This is a genomic window from Luteibacter rhizovicinus (genome assembly GCF_004342265.1).
GTDB lineage: Bacteria > Pseudomonadota > Gammaproteobacteria > Xanthomonadales > Rhodanobacteraceae > Luteibacter > Luteibacter rhizovicinus_B.
In genome coordinates this window covers 1-19,141 of record NZ_SMCS01000009.1, presented here as the reverse complement: position 1 = coordinate 19,141, position 19,141 = coordinate 1, and the positions used below count along the sequence as shown (strand labels likewise).

General features: G+C 61.4%; 7 protein-coding genes and 1 pseudogene. All 8 read left to right on the top strand.

What is annotated here, in order from left to right; all coding sequences use genetic code 11:
- Positions 1–6 precede the first annotated feature (6 nt).
- Positions 7–414, top strand: coding sequence for an ExbD/TolR family protein (locus tag EC912_RS17225; RefSeq protein ID WP_132146570.1), 408 nt, complete (start codon positions 7–9; stop codon positions 412–414).
- Positions 415–420: 6 nt separating this feature from the next.
- On the top strand, positions 421–1,101 hold the full coding sequence (locus tag EC912_RS17220) for a TonB family protein (RefSeq protein ID WP_207906886.1): 681 nt from the start codon (positions 421–423) through the stop codon (positions 1,099–1,101).
- Positions 1,102–1,160: 59 nt separating this feature from the next.
- A complete protein-coding gene (locus EC912_RS17215; protein ID WP_165973655.1) occupies positions 1,161–2,879 on the top strand; it encodes a putative porin in 1,719 nt (572 codons plus the stop codon).
- A gap of 7 nt (positions 2,880–2,886) precedes the next feature.
- Positions 2,887–3,513 (top strand): DNA repair protein, encoded by a 627-nt coding sequence (locus EC912_RS17210; protein ID WP_132146564.1) that lies wholly within the window; start codon positions 2,887–2,889, stop codon positions 3,511–3,513.
- Between the two features lie 118 nt (positions 3,514–3,631).
- A complete protein-coding gene (locus EC912_RS17205) occupies positions 3,632–4,045 on the top strand; it encodes a hypothetical protein (RefSeq protein WP_132146561.1) in 414 nt (137 codons plus the stop codon).
- A 99-nt stretch (positions 4,046–4,144) separates the two neighbouring features.
- A complete protein-coding gene (locus EC912_RS17200; protein WP_132146558.1) occupies positions 4,145–17,152 on the top strand; it encodes a filamentous haemagglutinin family protein in 13,008 nt (4,335 codons plus the stop codon).
- Positions 17,153–17,423: 271 nt separating this feature from the next.
- The gene (locus EC912_RS17195) at positions 17,424–18,725 is read left to right on the top strand and encodes a substrate-binding domain-containing protein (protein WP_132146555.1); all 1,302 of its coding nucleotides are present in this window, start codon (positions 17,424–17,426) and stop codon (positions 18,723–18,725) included.
- 174 nt (positions 18,726–18,899) lie between these two features.
- Positions 18,900–19,141, top strand: a pseudogene (locus EC912_RS17190) (type II secretion system protein GspE); the annotation flags it as partial.

The following is a 19,141-nucleotide window of genomic DNA, read 5'->3' as shown; positions in this document are numbered from 1 at the left end:
ACGGCCATGCGTGCCCAGGAAGAAGAAAAGCCGTACGACGACATCAACATCACGCCGATGCTCGATCTGGCGTACGTGCTGCTGGTGATCTTCATCATCATGACCACAGCCTCGGTGCAGGGCATCAAGGTCAACCTGCCTAAGGCAAGCGCCGCGGTCAGCATGGCCAAGCCGCAGACCAAGGCCATCACGGTATCCGAGACCGGGCAGATATTCCTCGATGCCTATCCGGTGACGCTGTCGGAACTGGAACAGCGACTGCGTTCGCAGAAGGCGCTGACACCGGATTTCCCGGTGGTGGTGAAGGGCGATTCGACGGTTCAGTACCAGAAGGTCATGGACATCCTCGACCTGCTGCGCCGCGTGGATCTTTCCCAGGTCGGTCTCGTGACCGGCAAGCCGGCGAAGGGCTGACGACGCGTGGACAAGCGTACGACATCGCGCGAACGCCTCCGGCTATGGCTGCCGCGTGCGGTCGCCGTGGCCGTGCTTCTCGGCATCGTCGGCATGATCTGGCACATGGCCGGAAGTCGTGTCGGCGTTCGCAGGGAAGCGCCGCGCATTGCGACGATCACACCGTTGCCGCCTCCACCGCCTCCGCCGAAAGAAAAGCCGCCGGAGCCGAAGAAGGTCGAGGAAGAGATCAAGCAAACCATCGACAAGCCCGCCGAACCGATGAAGCCGGTCGACGCACCCAAGCCGTCGAACGATGTCGCCAAGCAGGTGACGATCAACAGCGACGCCCAGGCCGGTAGCGACTCGTTCAACATCGGCGCCGGCACGGGCGGGGGCATGGTCGGTTCCGGGGGAGGCAGCGGTTCGGGAACCGGCAGCTATGACCAGTACCTGGGTTACGCGATCCAGCAAGCGGTACAGCGCGACGAACGAGTCAATCGCCTCGTCTTCGAAGTGCGCGTCGACATCTGGATGGACCCGGATGGCCGGCTGACGCGGGCACAACTGGTCGGTTCCACGGGCAATCAGACAACCGACGACGCGCTGGCTGCCGCATTGCGCGCCATGCCGCGCGTCGACGCGGCACCGCCATCCACCACCCATTTTCCGCTGCGCGTTTCAATCCGCGGTCGTCGTCCGGGCTGATGCCCGCCGCCGACACGAACTCACGCGAAGCACATAAAAAGCTACCGGAGACTGACCGCATGACCATCCAAACCGCCCTTAGACGCTCGCTTCGGCATGGCGTGCTGTTCGCGTGCATCGGGCTGGCCCTTGGCACCACCACCGCGTACGCGCAGAGCGCTCCCTCGGAGAATGCGACAGTCAACCTCGTTCGCCTGCTGGTGAAGCGTGGCGTGCTGACGCAGGGCGATGCGGATGCATTGATCGCACAGGCCAATACCGAAGCCTCGCAGGCGCGCGCGGCGAGTGCCGCCGTACCTGTTGTCGCCGGTGCCGGAACGGCAGGCGGGCAGGTCCGCGTGCAATACGTGCCCGAAGTGGTACGCAACCAGATTCGCGACGAAGTGAAGCAGGAAGTCATCGCCCAGGCGAAGACCGAACACTGGGCCGAGCCGAACGCCTTGCCGGAATGGCTCGACCGTATCGGCTGGTCGGGCGATATGCGCGTTCGCGACGAGTTCCACTACTACGACAAAGGCAACGCCTATCCCGTCGTCGACTTCGCGCAACTCAATCGTACCGGTCCTTACGATCTGAACTCGCAGAATCCGCCGCCGCTGCTCAATACGCGTGAAAACCGCACCAACTCGCTGCGTATCCGTGCGCGTCTTGGCGTGACGCTGACGCTTGGCGACACCGTGACGGGCGGCATCCGTATCGGTACAGGCAACGACAACAATCCCGTTTCCACGACGCAGACCTTGGGCGGTGGCCTGACCAAGAAAGAGCTCTGGCTCGACCAGGCCTACCTGACCTGGAAGCCGGCCGATTGGGTCGCGGTCACGGGCGGCCGCATGGCCAATCCGTTCATGAGCACGAACCTGCTCTTCGCCGACGACCTCAATTTCGACGGCGTGGCCAGCCAGTTCCATGTTCCGGTCAGCGACGACGTCGGCGCATTCGCGACCGTGGGTATGTTCCCCATCGAATACCAGGCCGACGACTTCCCGACGCAGGCTGGTCTTAAAAGTGCCAGTCGCGACAAGTGGCTTACCGCTGCTCAGCTCGGCGCGAAATGGAAGATCGACGAAGACACGAGCTGGAAGTTCGCCCTGGCGTACTACCGCTTCGATCATCTGCGCGGCGAACTGTCGTCGCCGTGCTCGCTCTACCTCGGCGGAAACTACTGCGACACGGACAGCACGCGTTCGTCCTTCATGCAGAAGGGCAATTCGCTGTTCCTGCTGCGCAACATCGTTCCCGATCCGTCGTCGCCGGGAAACTATGCGCAGCCGCAGTTCGTCGGGCTGGTCTACGACTATCGCCTCGCCAACGCCACAACGCAGTTCGACATGAAGGTGGCCGATACGCCGTTGAGGCTGGAAGGCGACTACGTGCGCAACATGGCCTATCACCGTCGCGACGCCTTTCGCGATTCGGTGGGCCTGGGTCGCCTTGTGAATAACTTCGATTCCGGCGCGTTCTCGGCGGATACGTACAAGAGTGGACCGGTCGGCTGGATGATGCGCGCGACGCTAGGCAATCCGCAGCCGTCCGGCAGCAACGACTGGAACGTGGTCTTTGGTTACAAATACCTCCAGCCCGATGCCACGGTCGACGGCCTCAACGATCCGGATTTCCACCTCGGCGGCACCAATGCCAAGGGCTTCATCCTGAGCGGCAGCTACGGTATCTCGAAGTACGCGTGGATCTCCGCGCGCTATTTCAACTCGAAGGAAGTCTTCGGTCCGCCGCTGTCGATCGACGTCTTCCAGCTCGAAATGAACGCGCGATTCTGAGGCCGATATGAAGCGGATACTCATCGTTACCTCCCTGCTTGCTGCCCTGCTTTCGACGGGTGCGGCAACGGCACAGACCGCCCCTCTCGAATCGCGCCTGCGCGATCAGCTGCGCGATACGCGTAGCCAGTTGCAGGACCTTCAGGCACAGCAGGCGCAGTGGCAGGCACAGAAGGCCGCGCTCGAGGGTGAGCGGGATGCGGCGCGAAGCGAGGCGGAAGCCGCGAAGAAAAACCTTGCCGGAACGAAAGCCCGGCCGCCGTCGAACGATCGCGAAATCGCCGCCGAGCGCGAAAAGCAGGCGGTTCTTGCGGCATCGGTGGACCGTTATCGCGGCGAACTCGACGCAAGCACGCAGACGGCACATGCCGCGGAAGCCGAGCGAGCGAAGCTTGCCGCGGAACTGAAAGCGACACGCGAAAACATCGACACCTGCGCGGCGAAGAACGCCCGGCTCTATACGGTAGGGAAGGACATCCTTGCTGCTTACGAGAACGTCGACATGGGCGACGTGATCGCGGCACGCCAGCCGTTCGCCGCCAAGGCGCGCGTACGGCTGGATGCAGCGGCGCAGGCCTTCGGCGACAAGCTCTACGAGCAGAAATTCGACGCACGCAGTGCGAAGAATCCGTAACCGTTGGAACTAGCCCTGCCTCGGGGGATGCAAGGAAAGCGAAGGACGTAGGTATCGGACAGGGACGTCCGCCATGGACGGCTCACAGGAAGGAACGGGCACGCAAGGAGAGGGACGCATGGAAACGAATGAGAGCCGCGGTACCACGGATGTGTGCGTGAACAACGCACTCGCCGAGATGCTTCAGCTGCTGTTCGCGGGTCACCAGGACCGCGTGGCGGGCGTATTGCTGGATCGCTGTCCGCGCGAAGCGCTGGAGGCGCTGCTGGCATCGCGCGACTACGTGCTCCATGGGCGGGTGCGTTACGTGGTGGAAGACCGGCTTCGCTTTCGTAAACGGACGCGCGACGAGCAGGCCTATTCGTGTTTTCGGGCGATGCAGTTCGTGCTGAACACGTGGTGCCAGGAAGGCCGTCGCTCGGCAATCCGCAAAGTGCTTGCGGAGCTGGACGACGAGGGACTCGATCGACTTGGCGGGATGCCGGGACTGGACGATGAAGTGGTGTCGATCATGCGCGATTTCCGTCAGTAGGAATCGCAGGCGATCGCACCACGGAATGAAGAACACAGCGCGGGAGCGCGCGACACAGGGCGCGATGCTCCGCACATCGATTGCACAAAGAGGTTCGTCATGAGCGTGACCAAGCAGACCCATCGGAATGGCAGGCAGGCTGGACAGACGACAGCAGCCAACCTGCGTCGACGCACGCTCAGTCAGCTGATCGCGCTGGCCCTCACGGCAGGGTCCTTCGGCGCATACGCGGCGACGCCGCCCGCGTTCAGTCCTGCATGGCTCGCGCAGAAACAGGGTCAGCCCGGATCGGCTACCCCCACGGGCACATCGCCGAATGCCGGCGTGGGCGGAGCGCCCGGTGGCGCAACCGCCGCCAACCTGTTGCTTCAGCAGCGCGTGCAGCAGTCCATTACGAATCTCAATCGTTCGGCACAGGTCGTGGCCGCGCAGATCGCGGCGCAGAAGGCGGCACAAGATGCTGCCGCACAGACACCGTCGAGCGTGCCGGACGGCATCGCGGCAGGTGGGCTGAGTCCCGCGGCGCTTATCGCGAAGGATCCGACACTATGGCAGAACGCGAACGCGCCGGTACAGACGGTCGCGGGCGGCAAGACGACGGTCGAGGTAAAGCAGAACGACAAGAAAGCCATCCTCACGTGGGACAGCTTCAACGTCGGTCGCGATACCACGATGTATTTCAACCAGAGCGCGGGCAACCAGAACGGCGGCAAGAACGACTGGATTGCGCTCAATCGCATCAACGACCCGTCGGGTTCGCCGAGCAAGATCCTTGGTCAGATCAAGGCCGAGGGAACGGTCTACCTGCTTAACCGTAACGGGATGATTTTCGGCGCCGGTGCGAAGGTCAATACGCATTCGTTGATCGCCAGTTCGCTGGATCTGTACGGTCCGAACGTCGCGGCTAGTAATGCCCTTTATATGAAAGAAGGCCTTGCCGCGCGTAACGATGGTGGCGGTATGTTGACGGCGACGTTTACCGATGGCCGCAACCACGATGTCGTTATCGAGAAGGGTGCCTCGATCACTACGGGAGCGCAGGGCTTCGCACTGGTTGCCGCTCCTAACGTATCCAATGCAGGTTTGATCGTCGCGGATGACGGCCAGGCGACCCTGGCTGCAACGACAAGGCTTGAAAATGGGACATCCGGCGACTTGAATGTTTCCGATCAGACGCCGTTTGGTCAGGACTTTCAGGCAAATCGCGGTGACGTAAGCAATACGGGTCTTATCCAGTCGCGACGCGGCCAGGTGCATATGCTCGGCTACTCTGTCGAGCAGGCAGGGGTTGTCCTGGCGTCTACCAGTATCGCGCACCCGGGAAGTATCGAGCTGCGAGCCCAGAATGGTTTTTCCTCGAACGATGGTAGCGCCGCCAGATCCGGCCCCATCGTGTTGGGTGTCGGATCGGTCACGGCGATACTTCCTGAAAAGGACGGTACGACGACTTCATCGTCCGCCGATGCCGATAAGACCTTCGTCAACGGTCACGTCGACATCGTCGGTGGATCGGTGACACTCCAGGGAGGATCGCTGGTCGAGGCGCCGGGTGCGGCAGTCAATCTGAAGGCTATCAGGGATACGGCGCCTATCGCCCATCCGCCAGAGACTGCCGGCCGCATCTACGTCGATAGTGGGGCGGTCATCGATGTTTCCGGGCTCGTAAATGTCGTGCTGCCCATGTCCGCGCTTCTGGTCAATATTCCACGTATCGGTCAGAACGAACTCGCCGATTCACCTCTGTTGCGTAATAGTTTTCTCTATACGCAAAAAAATGTCGTCGTCGACAGCACACAATCCGGTACGCGCGATGACGGTCTCGACTGGATCGGAAGCCCTATTCTCAACGTAAAGGGTTATGTCGAAAACGTTCCGCGCGACATTTCCCAGATGTTGACCAGGGGTGGCACGATCGGTCTGGACGGTAACGAGGTTATTGTCCGCAGCGGAGCGCAGTTGAAGCTCGACGGTGGCTATATCGCCTATCAGGCCGGATGGATCACGACCCCGAACCTTCTCGGTGCCGATGGACGGATTTACAACATCGCCGATGCCGATCCTTCAGTGAACTACGTCGGTTTCGCGGGGCAGTACAGCGCCAGCCACGCTCGCTGGGGCGTCACCGAAACCTACAACTCGCCCTTGCTCGGGGGCACGCGGCGCTGGGACGACGGCTTCGTTGTCGGTAGCAATGCCGGTACTCTCAATATCCACACTAATCGTGCACTGGTACTGGACGGTGATATCTCCGCCGCTACGAGCGCGGGAACCCGTCAGGTCGCGAATGGATCTCAGCCCACCAGCGGCAAGTTGAACATCGATACGATGGCAGCATCTTCCAACCGCGACGTTTATCAGCGTGGCATCCGGCTCCAGCAATCGTCGCAGCTCCTGGACGCGCTCGCGCCAGGCTTTACGGCGGACACCGCCTGGGAAGATGTGCAGAAGGCGCAGGACGGCACGGCGACTGACGACGGCAGCCTGCGCAGTTGGCTCGTGGTATCCGCAGACATGGTATCGCGCGCTGGTTTCGACAGTCTGAGCGTGAATACGAAGTCGTCGATCGTCGAGGCGGCTGGCACAAACCTTACTGTGAATTCCGGAGGCACGATCTCGCTGCGGGGTGGCCGCATCGATATCTTCGGAAATGTCACCGCGCCTGCGGGAAGCATTCTTCTGACGACGGGATATCCGATCGTCGCGCCCGGTCCTCAAGGCGTGAAGGGGCAATTGCAGCGGGCGGACATCCATGTCGCGGCTGGCGCGACACTCAGTACGCGTGGTCTGTGGGTCAACGATACCGGCCAGGGGGCCGGTGGAATCGTCGGCGACCGTTTCGTCAACGGCGGCACGATCAGTCTCTCGACTGAGCAGGCGTTCCTGGGCAATCCCGTGAACCACGTGGACGGCACGGGTTCGATCGATCTGGCGAAGGGGAGCGTTCTAGACGTGTCGGGTGGCGGATACGTCGGCACGGACGGACGCGTGCGCATGAAAAATGGCGTACCAGAGGGACGTGGAGGCGATGTCTCGCTGGTGACGTACAAGACGCCGGATACGGATGCTTATGGTATCGGCCAGACGCCACCCGATGCGCTCGACAGCGCGCATATCAACCTCAACGGCGACATTCTTTCCTACGGTTTCGGTGGCGGCGGTAACCTTACGCTTCAGGCCGTGCAGATACAGGTAGGAGGAGACGCTTCCGACATGGCGTCCGGAAATGGCCTGCACCTCGCACCTTCATTCTTTGACGGCCAGGGTTTCGATAATTACATTCTTCATGCGATAACGGATGGGACCGTGGCAGCGGACACGAACGTTCGTGTCGTGCGCGCGAACATGCTCCCCGTGCTGGACGAACTTAGCGTGCTGCCGACCGGCAGCGATCTGTATCGATCTTCAGGTTATGCGGGTGTCGGCGAACTCGACGCCTACAGACGCTGGGCGACACGCGACACGCGCAAGGGTCACGGTCCGGGTTTCTCTCTTAGTGCTGGCGACTTCCGCGATTGGAAAATACAGGTCGGTGCCCTTAACGCCGATGCCCCTGTCTATGCGGGCGTCACCGGTTCCGTTCTGGTCGATCGTGGGGCTTCGGTACGCGTCGACGCGGACGGAGTGATCAACCTGTCGGGCATGAATGCAACCGTCGTCGACGGTTCGATAATTGCGCCGGGCGGCGATATCGAGATCACGAATAAGCCGCTCCAATATATCCTTCCCAAGATTGCGCCGCGTGTATGGCTTGGCGATCATTCCCTGGTAGACGCAAGCGGTATCTCGCTGATCGACACTCAGGCCGCGGCAGGCGTCCGGTCAGGCTCAGGGATTCCGGTTGGCGAGACTCCACGCACGGGGACCGTGTTGGGTGGCGGCACGATTTCGATCGAGTCAACGGGTGGCGGATACGTCGTGGCGCAAGCGGGCGCACTCATCGACGTTTCCGGTGCAGCGGACAGCTATGACCTTCCGGTGGCCGCATCGCGATTGAACGGATCCACTGTCGACTATGTGCCGACACCCGTGTGGAGCGATGCGGGCACCATCGCGTTCGGTGCTGCGGCTGGGCTTCTCAGTGATGCTACCTTGCTCGCGCGTGGCGGCTCGGCCGAGGCCGAAGGCGGAACACTTTCTGTCGAGGGTATGGATAGCGGCGGTTTCGACAGGCGCCCACAACCGACCGGCGTTCTCGTCCAGCAATCCGGCAGTGTCGTCCCGATGGGTGCCACGCGGTACGGAGCGATCGAGAGCGGTGCTCCGTCCGGAATCATTCACTTCGTGGCGGACAGCCTTGCAAATTCGGGTATCTCGAACCTGGCGATCGGGCCGGCCGTCGGCCCGGTCAATACGCTGGGGATCGTGTTGCCGATAGGGTTCGCAGGCAATGTCGATGTGTCGCTCGGCCGTTCCTTCACGGCATATTCGACGGGTTACCTGGCGTTGCCCGACGGTGCGACGTCCCTGCAGACGGGCACGGGGTACGCGGCGGGAAATGGACACGTCCGGATTTCGGCGCCCTACGTCAACATAAGCGGCACGAAGCTCCCGGTACCGTCTTCGCCGATTCCGCTGGCACTCGCCGGTGACGGCACGCTCGATATCGATGCGGATTTCATCGATATCGGTGGAACGGTCGATCTGCAGCGCTGGCGCGACGCGAACTTCAACGCGACGGGTGATATTCGCTTCACCCTGCCGGCTAGCCTTGCTTTCGGTGTCGACGGCAAGGCGAATACGGGCCTCCTTTTCAGCACCGGCAACCTGACCTTCAAGGCCGCGCAACTTTATCCCGCCACGGGCTATCGTTTCGTCATCGATGCCAATGCATCCGGTATCGCGGATGCCGATGGCCACGCGCGAAACACGACGGTCACGATCCTTCCGGGCGGTCCATCGAACGCGCCGCTTTCGGCGGCAGGCGCGTTGCTGGTCGACGCCGATCACATCGTGCAAAACGGTACGATCCGGGCGCCCGCGGGCTCACTGGTACTTGGCGTCACCGATCCGGTTGTCCAGGCTGCGGATTTCGGCATCGATCCAACGATCTTCCCGCTGGTGGCGACAACATCGGTGAATCTGGGGGCGGGCAGTCTGACCTCGGTGTCGCTCAATGGATTGACGGTGCCGTACGGCACCACTGTCGACGGTGTCGAGTGGCGGTACAACGGCAATCCCGCTGCCAACTCGTCCGACCTGGTCGCACCACCTGCGAAGGATATCCAGGTTCACGGCAGCGACGTCGCGCTCGACAAGGGTGCCGGCATCGACCTGTCGGGTGGTGGTGCGCTACAGGCGGGCGAATGGGTTCCTGGCGTTGGCGGTACCCGAGACCTGCTGGCGCAGCCCGCGAATGGTCGCGCGGTCTATGCGGTTATTCCGGGCTACAAGTCGCCTGTCGCGGCTCACGACGCCGCGTTCGAGAATGCCTCTTCGGCTCCGGATATCGGGAAGTCGGTTTACCTGTCGGGCATTCCGGGCCTTCCGGCTGGCATGTACACATTGCTGCCCGCTGGGTATGCGGAATTGCCTGGTGCTTATCGCATCGTGCAGGACACGACAAGCGTCGACAGCGTGCTCGGCCGCAATGCCGTCCATCCGGACGGCAGCTATTCGGTCGCCGGCTACTTCGCGGATGGCCTCACCGGCACACGCGATGCGCGCAATACGACCTTCCTTGTCCAGTCGGCCAAAGTCTGGCAGCAATATTCGCAGTACCGTCTTACCGATGCCGACAAGTTCTTCGGCGACCAGGCCACGAAGAGTGGCATCGTCGCACCGCAGCTGCTCGCCGACGCGGGGCGTCTGGTGCTGGCTGCCGGTAAACAGCTGAATATCGGGGCAACGCTTACGGCGGAGCCGGCCAAGGGCGGTCGAAGCTCGCAGGTCGACATCGCCGGCCAGGCGATCCAGATCGTCGGCGCCGGCGAAAATATCCGCGACGGGTATCTGAACATCTCCGCCGATGGCCTGACGCAACTCAATGCCGGTAGCCTGCTCATCGGTGGCACACGCCATCACGAAGACGATGGCGACCGCATCGATGGTGCAGCCGACAGCGTCGTGCTGTCGAACGATGCAGCACATCCGCTTGCGGGTCGCGAGATCATGCTCGTCGCGCGCGGTGCTTCCGCGCCAGGTGCCGAAGGCGTGCTTCTGGAAAGCGGCAGCGTGCTGCAAGCTCAGGGCGATTCGAATCCGGCAGGCAGCCAGTCGATTCTGTTCGGCAGCAATGCGGGCAAGGATGCGGCAGGCAACCCGACCTCGGCAGTCAGTGGCGACGGCGCCATGATCCGCGTGTCGCAGAATGGCGCGGCTAACGTGGTACGCAGGCAGGTGCCGGGCACCGGCGGCGTGGCCGGAACATCGACAGGGCGGCTGACCATCGACGGCGGCGCTACAGTGAATGGCGGTAGCGCGCTTACGCTGGACGCCACCGGCGCGACGCGCGTCGACGCCAACGCGACATTCAGCGCGAAGGCCATCGATGCCAATAGCAACAAGATCACGTTCGTCGGCGATGGCGTGAATGGCGGCGACAACGGCCTCGTCATCGGTCCGCGCACGCTGGACCTGTTCCGTAGTGCCGACGAAGTCACATTGCGTAGCCGTGGCGCGATCGATTTTCTCGGAAATCTCGATATTTCTCTCGCAAACGCCCTGACGCTGAATGCCGGAGCGCTGGTCGGCGATGGTGGCGACGTGTCGATTCATGCCGCGCGTCTGGGGTTCGGGAATGCGCTTGGTGGCGTAGCGCCCGCTCCGGCCGCACATGGCGGACGCCTTGATGTGCATGCCGATGAAATCGACTTTGGTCCCGGCGCGTCGGCCCTGCAAGGTTTCGCCAATTTCTCCGCCTCGGCGACGAAGGGCGTGGTGGGGCAGGGGCGGGGTGGCATGGATTTTGGCGGCGCGGACGTCAGTCTTTCCGCACCCGTCTTCATCGCCTCAGGTGGGTCGGATACGTCGCTGACGACGGGCGGCGCATTGAGTCTCGTTAACAGCGGCGGCGCGGCGATGGCCAGCGATGCGCTGGGTGGTTCGCTGACGCTAAAGGGCGGAAGCGTAGCCGTCGGAATGAATCTCGATGCGACGGCCGGCACGCTGAATATCTCGGCGACGCAGGGCGACCTCGTCATCGCGCCCGGTACGCGCCTCGACGTCGCCGGTACGAACAAAGTCTTCTTCGATACGACAACGTACGCGCCTGGCGGCACCCTCGCGCTTGCGGCGAATCGCGGCAGTATCGACATCGGGGCCGGAGCGTCATTGCTGTTCGGCGGTGCCTCGAAGGGCGGCGATGCCGGTAGCTTCAGCGCACTGGCTGCAAACAGTGTCCTGCTCGGCGGCACATTCGACGGTCACGCCGCGAAGGGCTATCGCGGCGGTTACTTCACGCTTGGCTCCGGCGCGGTGCTGGACCTCGACGCGCTGGCACGGCTGACCGCAATGGCCGGCGCGACTGGTCTGGTCGATATCACGAGCGGGGCGGGCGATCTCGCGCTTTCCGCAGGCAATACGCTCACCGCTGGCAAGGTCTATCTCTATGCGAACGGAGGCACCGCGCGCATCGACGGTACCATCGATGCGACGGCTCCGGCGGGCAGTCGTATCGAGGTCTACGGTCGTAAGGGCGTCGATATCGAGGGCAACCTGATTGCTACGAGTTCCATCGCGGCTCAGCGCGGCGGCGATGTCATCCTGGGTACCGCGGGTACGGGCGACGGATCGCTGAATAGCGCTTACGGTTATGAGAACGTGCAGGCCGGCGATGCGGGCTATATCCATGTCGGCGCCAAAGCGCGAATCGATGTTTCCGGGGGTTCGAGCGATGCCTTCTCCGGAGGCAAGGTCAGCATGCGGGCGCCGCTTCTCGCGGACGGCAACGTTCCGATTACGCTCGACGGCGGGAACGCGAACATCGTCGGCGCGCGCGATGTGACGATAGAACCGTTCGTTGTCTGGAGCACGAAGGATACGCAGCAGACCGACAAATCGAAGTACTTCGACGGCATCGTCGACCCGGCAGGCTGGTATGGCGCGGGTGCGGACGGCAAACCCACCCTCGTCGCAGGCAAATGGTACGACGCGACCGGCAAGCAGCTCGATGCACCCGCCGACGACGCGCAACTGAAGAAGTATCTAAGCGCCAATTACTTCATTCCCGATGCGGCGAATGCCGGTCATCAGAGTTTCTACGGTTATGTTGGCGGCAACGCCGTCAACGGGCCGGGTGCGCTGATGGGCTTTATCCAGAATCCCGGCTTCACCTTTGGTCCGCGCTTCGCAACGATCGCCAATGTGCATGTCCGCCCCGGCGTCGAGCTTCGCAATCCCGTCGATGGCGTCAACGGCGGCACGATCGGCGTACTGACCAACTGGAATCTCGGTGCGGGAGTCACGGACAGCGCCGGCAAGATTCAACTGGCGTACCGGTATGGCGCCGAAGCACCGATCCTCACGATACGTGCGTCGGGCAATCTCGACCTGAAAGCCAGTATTACCGACGGGTTCTATCAGCAGAACAACGGCGCGGTGCTGTCCGATCCGCCGGCCCCACCGCCGCCGCCGTTGCCCGATAACGGCTATGCCGATGCGGTCGCGGCCTATCAGAAATCCGAGCAGTACCTCAGCGATAACGGCATCTGGAACGGTTCGATCAACCTGAAGGATGGTGCGGTCGGGGATGGCATGACGCCAGGTGGTGGCACCGCCGATATCACCAAGGACCGATACTACCAGCCGCTGCAGGCACCGCTGAAAGACCAGTCCGTCGCTTACTACGCGAATTACAAACGGTATGTCGGTGAGGTGGGTGACGCGGACAATCAGACCTGGGCTTACGCGTTCTGGTCATCGAACACCAGTGGCGGCTTCCTGACCTATAAGCCGACGGCGTTGATTGCGCCGCAGCCCGATGCATACACGACCTATGCCGATTATGTCGCGGCTTACGAGACCTGGCTCGAGTCCAATTTCTACTTCGATCCCGATCATTTCAACTCGACGCCTTCTCCCATCCTGACGCCGATCGATAGCAGCTACACGGCTTACTCGTCGAACTATGGCCTTTATATCGACGGCCACAATACGTATTACAACTATGTCGCCAATAACGTCGGTAATTTCTTCTGGGGAACCCAGTTGTTCTACGCGCCGTTCGTGCCGAAATCCGATGCGGTCGTCCGCAATGTGGCTTACGACAACGCGCTGGCGTCGTATCAGACATCCCAGGCGTATCTCGATGCCAACGGTATCTGGAACGGTTCCATCAACCTGAAGGACGGTGCCGTCGGAGATGGCATGACACCGGGTGGCGGTAGGGCGGATATCAGCAAGGATCCATACTACCAGCCGCTGCAGGCGCCACTTCTCAATCAGTCGAACGACTATTACGCGAACTACCAGCGCTATATCGGCGAGGTGGGCGATGCAAATAATCAGACCTGGGCTTATGCATTCGCATCGTCGAACAGTAGTGGCGGCTTCCTTGCCTACAAGCCGACCACGCTGGTTGCGCCACAGCCGGGTTCTTATACGACCTATACCGACTATGCGGCGGCCTATGAGACATGGCTCGAGTCCAATTTCTACTTCGACCCGGATCATTTCAACACGACGCCATCACCTATCCTGACGCCGATCGATAGCAATTACACGGCATATACAGCCAATTACGGTCAGTATATCGACGGTCATTCGACGTACTACAACTACGTCGCCAATAACGTCGGCAACTTCTTCTGGGGTAGCCAGCTGTTCTACGCACCGTTCGTGCCGAAGTCGGACGCGGCGCCGACGAACCCGGGCGGCGGCAACACACCTATCCCCGTGCCTGCCAGCGCAGCCAATAACAGTCCGTCCAATATGCCGTCGCTCGGTAGTCCCGCGTCGCTCGCATCGGCGACGTTGCTGGGTGGCGCGAGTACGTCGTACCGTTTCGTCGCAGGTTCCGATATCGGGGCGGTCGATCCGTTGGCTACCTCGGCAGGCGGCGGCAGCGTTGTTCTGGATGGCCATTTCTCCGTAAAGGACATGCTGACGGACCCTTCGGTGGTCAACGTGAAGAGCCCTTTCGCGGGCAAAACGTTGCTTCTGCCAACGACGATCCGTACCGGCACTGGCTCGATCGACATGGTTTCAGGTGGCGACATCCAGTGGGCCGACGAACAAGCGCCGGCAGTCGTGTATACCGCGGGCGCCCCGGCATCCGGCACGCAGGTTGGTACGGATGTTTCAGTCCTTCGTCCTTCCGAGAAGGCACAGGGTATCGGCGATACGCTACCTGACATGCTGGTGACGGGCTTCGTCAATCCCGAGAACGCGGGCGACATCGGTCTTAAAGCACGCGGCAATATCGACGCGATCCAGTATGTCGTCGATGCGGACGGCAGCGTAACGAAGGGTGCAAAGGGACAGTCGGTCTCCCAGTACTGGTGGCAGTGGATGCAGATCGGCAATGCAGCGGACGGCAGCCGTTCGTCGATCGATTTCGGTAATTTCGGCCAGGGCATCATGAGCGTCGGCGGCAACGTCAGCGTCGACGCGGGCGGAAACATCAGCGAACTATCCGTGTCTCTTCCCACGACGTGGTATGCGAATGCGGCACGCGATGCAATTACCACCGTCGGACGCGGCAATCTCGACGTGCACGCTGGCGGAGATATCCTCAGTGGAAGTTACTTCGTCGCGAAGGGTCTGGGCCGCATTGATGCGGATGGCGCCGTTGCGGCTTCACCTCTTCTTTCGGCGATAAATATTCCCGGATTTTCTCCGTCCGTCGTCTCGCCGGTGTCTACCTTGTTCGCAATGCAGGATGCCGACATGAGCGTCAACGCACGATTGGGTGCGGACATCGGTGGTATCTACGATCCTTCTTACTACAACTCCCGCGGCTTGTTCGGGTTTCTTCTGCCTGCGGGTCACGCCGATATGCAAGGTTACAGTCAGGATTCGGCGCTATCCGTCGCCACGACGGCTGGCAACATCACTGTCGGCAGTCTGCGAGCCCCCGGAGTCGTATTCGGAGCAGGCGGTATCGCCGGTCCCGTTTTACCCGCCACGCTTTCGCTTACCGCATTCGGAGGCGATATCGGCATCCTTACGAATGGCGAGCTCTATCCCTCGGCGGACGGCAATCTTACAATTCTCGCGAACGGCAGCATCGGGTTTTCTCGCCAGACAGTGCAGGATAGTCAGGGCATCGCTTTCGGACTCATCGATGCGTCACCGGACTCCATGCCTTCACCGCTCGCGCCCACGACCAATTACGTTAGCCGGATTGTGACCAATGGCGGTTCCGCGTTAAATAATGCGACGGGCCACCAGGCGGTTCCCCTGCATGGCGACGATAGTGACCCTGTACGTATCTATGCGCTCGGGGGCGACATAACCGACGGCACCGACGCGCCGAACGGATTCAATTATCTGTCGCTGATCATCTCACCCGCGAAACAGGCCCTGATCTACGCCAGCAGGGACATCGTCAATTTGTCGCTTATCGGGCAGCACACGCACGCTGCCGATATCACTCGAGTGGCGGCCGGTCGGGATATCTACGACACAGCTATCCTGCCGCACGGCCCCTTTGCCAGTTTTATCATTGGCGGTTACGAACTTGTGCCGTCTCTGGTACTCGGCGGACCAGGCAACTTTCTGGTCGAGGCGGGGCGCGACATCGGTCCGCTTACCAGTCAGGTGGATGTGGCAAAGGGCGGTTCTATCGATGCCGGGAACACACCCACGGGCATCCAGTCCGTGGGCAACTTCTTCAATCCCTATCTGCCGCACGAGGGAGCCGACGTGAACGTCGCGTTCGGTGTCGGGTCGGGTATCGATACCGCGGCTTTCATCACGCACTATCTCGACACGCCAGGTGGCGTCGATGGCTTCGGCAGCCTGATGCCAGATCTTGTCGACTTCATGAATCGTCGCGTGGCTGGCGAGGTCGTCGACACGGGCTATGCTCGCGACAAGCTAGACATCTCGTTGTCCGCGGAGCAGGCGCGTGCGATGTTCGCGCAGCAGCCGGAATACGTGCAGCGACTCTTCGCGGAAAAGGCTCTGTTCAAGATTCTCGCCGCTGTGGGTGGCGACTACAACACGCCATCCAGCAAGTATTTCAATCAGTACGCTCGCGGCTACGCTGCCATCGATACGCTCTTCCCTGCATCGCTCGGATACACCGCCAATGGGCAGGGGCAGGGTGGGCTGAACGGCGCGGCGTCCACCGTGGACACCGGTAATCTGGATATCCGCAGTACATCGATCCAGACCCAGCAAGGTGGTGACATTACGATTCTGGGGCCTGGTGGGCAGGCCCTGATCGGCAGCACGTCGGCACCGCCGCCGATAGCCTTGGCGGACGGCACCCTGCTCGACGGTCCGAATACGATGGGCGTGCTGACGCTGGAGCAAGGGAACATCAACATGTTCACCGACCGCAGCGTGCTTCTCGCCCAAAGTCGCATCTTTACCGAGCAGGGCGGCAATCTGGTTATGTGGAGCTCGAACGGCGACATCAATGCGGGCCAGGGTGCGAAGACAACGGCGGAAATACCGCCGCCGACCTATCTGTGCGATGTCGACGCGTGGTGCCGCATCGACGCACGCGGTCAGGTCAGTGGGGCGGGTATCGCCACATTGCAGACGATCGAGGGTGCGCCGCCCGGTAATGTGTTCCTCGTTGCGCCGCGCGGTACCGTCGATGCCGGCGATGCGGGCATTCGTGTCGCCGGTAATCTCGTTATCGCTGCGGCCCGGGTCGCCAACGCAGACAACATTCAGGTGAAGGGCGACTCGACAGGTATACCGCTGGTGCCGGCAGTGAACATCGGCGCGCTGAATGCCGCAAGCGCAGCCGCGAATGCCGCATCGAAGGTTGCGGAGGATGTTGCACGCAAGCAGCAGTCCGACGCTCGGGATCACATGCCTTCGGTCATCTCAGTGCAGGTGCTGCGCGACGGCAACAACAGTTCCAGTATCGACCGCCCCGTGCAGGGCTATGACGTAACGAGCCCGGTGCAGGTGCTTGGTGCAGGCAAGCTCGACAGCACGCACGCGAAGATGCTGACCGAAGAGGAGCGTGGCCGCATCAGCAACAACTGATTTGTTTGTGCAGGAGTGCGCTAAAGCGCACTCCTGTAATGAGATACGCGTCACGATAATCTTCCTGTATAAGTATTTTTACTTATTTGATAATCACAAATATTACAGCTTATATTATGGTCTAGATAAAGCAGGACGCGTTTGTTATTCCGGATTAACGAAGTAACGAAACAAGCATAATCCGCGACACCTAAGCTTAATTACCCCGTCATTCCCCCATGCCACTGTGACATGCCTCCAATCGGGGGGCTTCTATGCAAGGGGATACACCATGCGTCATGGAATCTCGATGGGTCACACCCGCATGAAGTTGGTTGCGGGCGCTGTGCTGATGTGCGTCGCTTCCGTTGCCGGCGCGCAGAGCGCCACGCTTATCGGCGGCGGCGCTACGCTTCCCGCTCTCGGTTACGGTGGCAACGTCGCCAACCGTCTCATCACGCCGACCAGCGGTTCGCTGCTGTACGCGTATTCGCATATCGCCGGCAACACGCCGGCTACGTACTGCCAGACGGGCAGTGGCACGGGCAAGAAGATTCTTGCCGGTAACGACGTAGGTGTTGCCAACGTCGCCGCCGCTTGCGATGCGAACGCCGTTCCGACCGGTTTCGGTGGCACCGGCCTCGCCCAGCCACATTTCGTAGGTTCCGATTCGCCGCTTTCGCAGGCTGACTACGATGCCTACGCGACCGGTCATAGCACCGGCAAGCCGGTCCAGCTTCCGTCGGTTGCGGGTGCGATCTCGGTGATCTACAAGAAGGCGGGCGTCACGTCGTTGAAGCTGACTGAAGATCAGGTTTGCCGCATTTTCTCCGGCGACATCAAGACCTGGTCGGATAGCCGTCTCGCCGGTTCCGGCGTGCCGTCCACCGCGACTGGCAACATCACTGTCGTCTATCGTGCTGATGGTAGCGGTACGTCGTTCTCGTTGACCAACCACCTGTCCGGCAAGTGCGGTCCAGTGTCGATCGGCGGCAACGGCGTTGCCCCGTTGTTCAAGACGAACCAGTCCTATGCGACTGCTGCTGCGTCGTACATCAGCTCGTATGCTGCTTCGACGTCCGCGTCGGGCAACACGGGCGTGGTCGGTGTGGTCGGTGCCACTGCGAACGATGGTTACATCGGCTATGCAGAGGCTGCCAATGCTCTGGTTGCGGGTGTGAAGTCCGCCTCCGTCGCCAACGACAATGCTCCATCCACCTTCGTCAGCCCCACCGCGTTCGGCCCGGCGCTCCCGGTTACCCTGACGTATGACAAGGTGATCGCGAACACTGTCGATGCCAACGGCCGTCCGACCCTGCAGTCCCTTCCGCTGACCACGCAGTGCGTTGCATTGGTGGATCCCTCCACCTACGCCAATCCGACGTCGGGTTATCCGATCCTGGCCGTGTCTTACTTCCTGGGCAACACCAATGGCAACGGTGCCGATCTCGCCCAGGTTCGCGGCGTGCTTGGCGCACCGTACAACGCTACGGTTCGTGCCAGCACCACCACGATCGGCGCCAACCGCGGCCTGTCGTTCCTGACCAACACCGATCTGACCCAGGCCAAGGTCAACGGTTGCGTTCTGAACTAAGCTAAGTCGAGATTCTTTCGACAAAGGGAAGGGGCTTCGTGCCCCTTCCTTTCGGCGTTTAGGGATTTAAGTCGCATATCGTTACACGGATTATGAAAGATGCATTTCCATTAGCTCGGGACATATCGTGTAATCCATTTTGAAATATATCCGTGTCAGCCTTTCGGCATGATTATGTCGACGGTAGCCGAACCGGTTAATGAAGCCATTGGCGATGCGGTGGCGGACGAAGTATCGCTATTGCGCCTGCTGGTAGCGCGCGGCCGTCTTAAAGACAGCGACCTGACCCGCGCCCGCCGTCTGCACGACGAATCGCCCGAGGGCACGTTGACCGCGCTGATGGCGCGGTTGGGTCTGGTCTCGGAGCGGGACCTGGCCGATGCCTGGTCCGAGCTGCTGGCTTTGCCGCTGCTGGC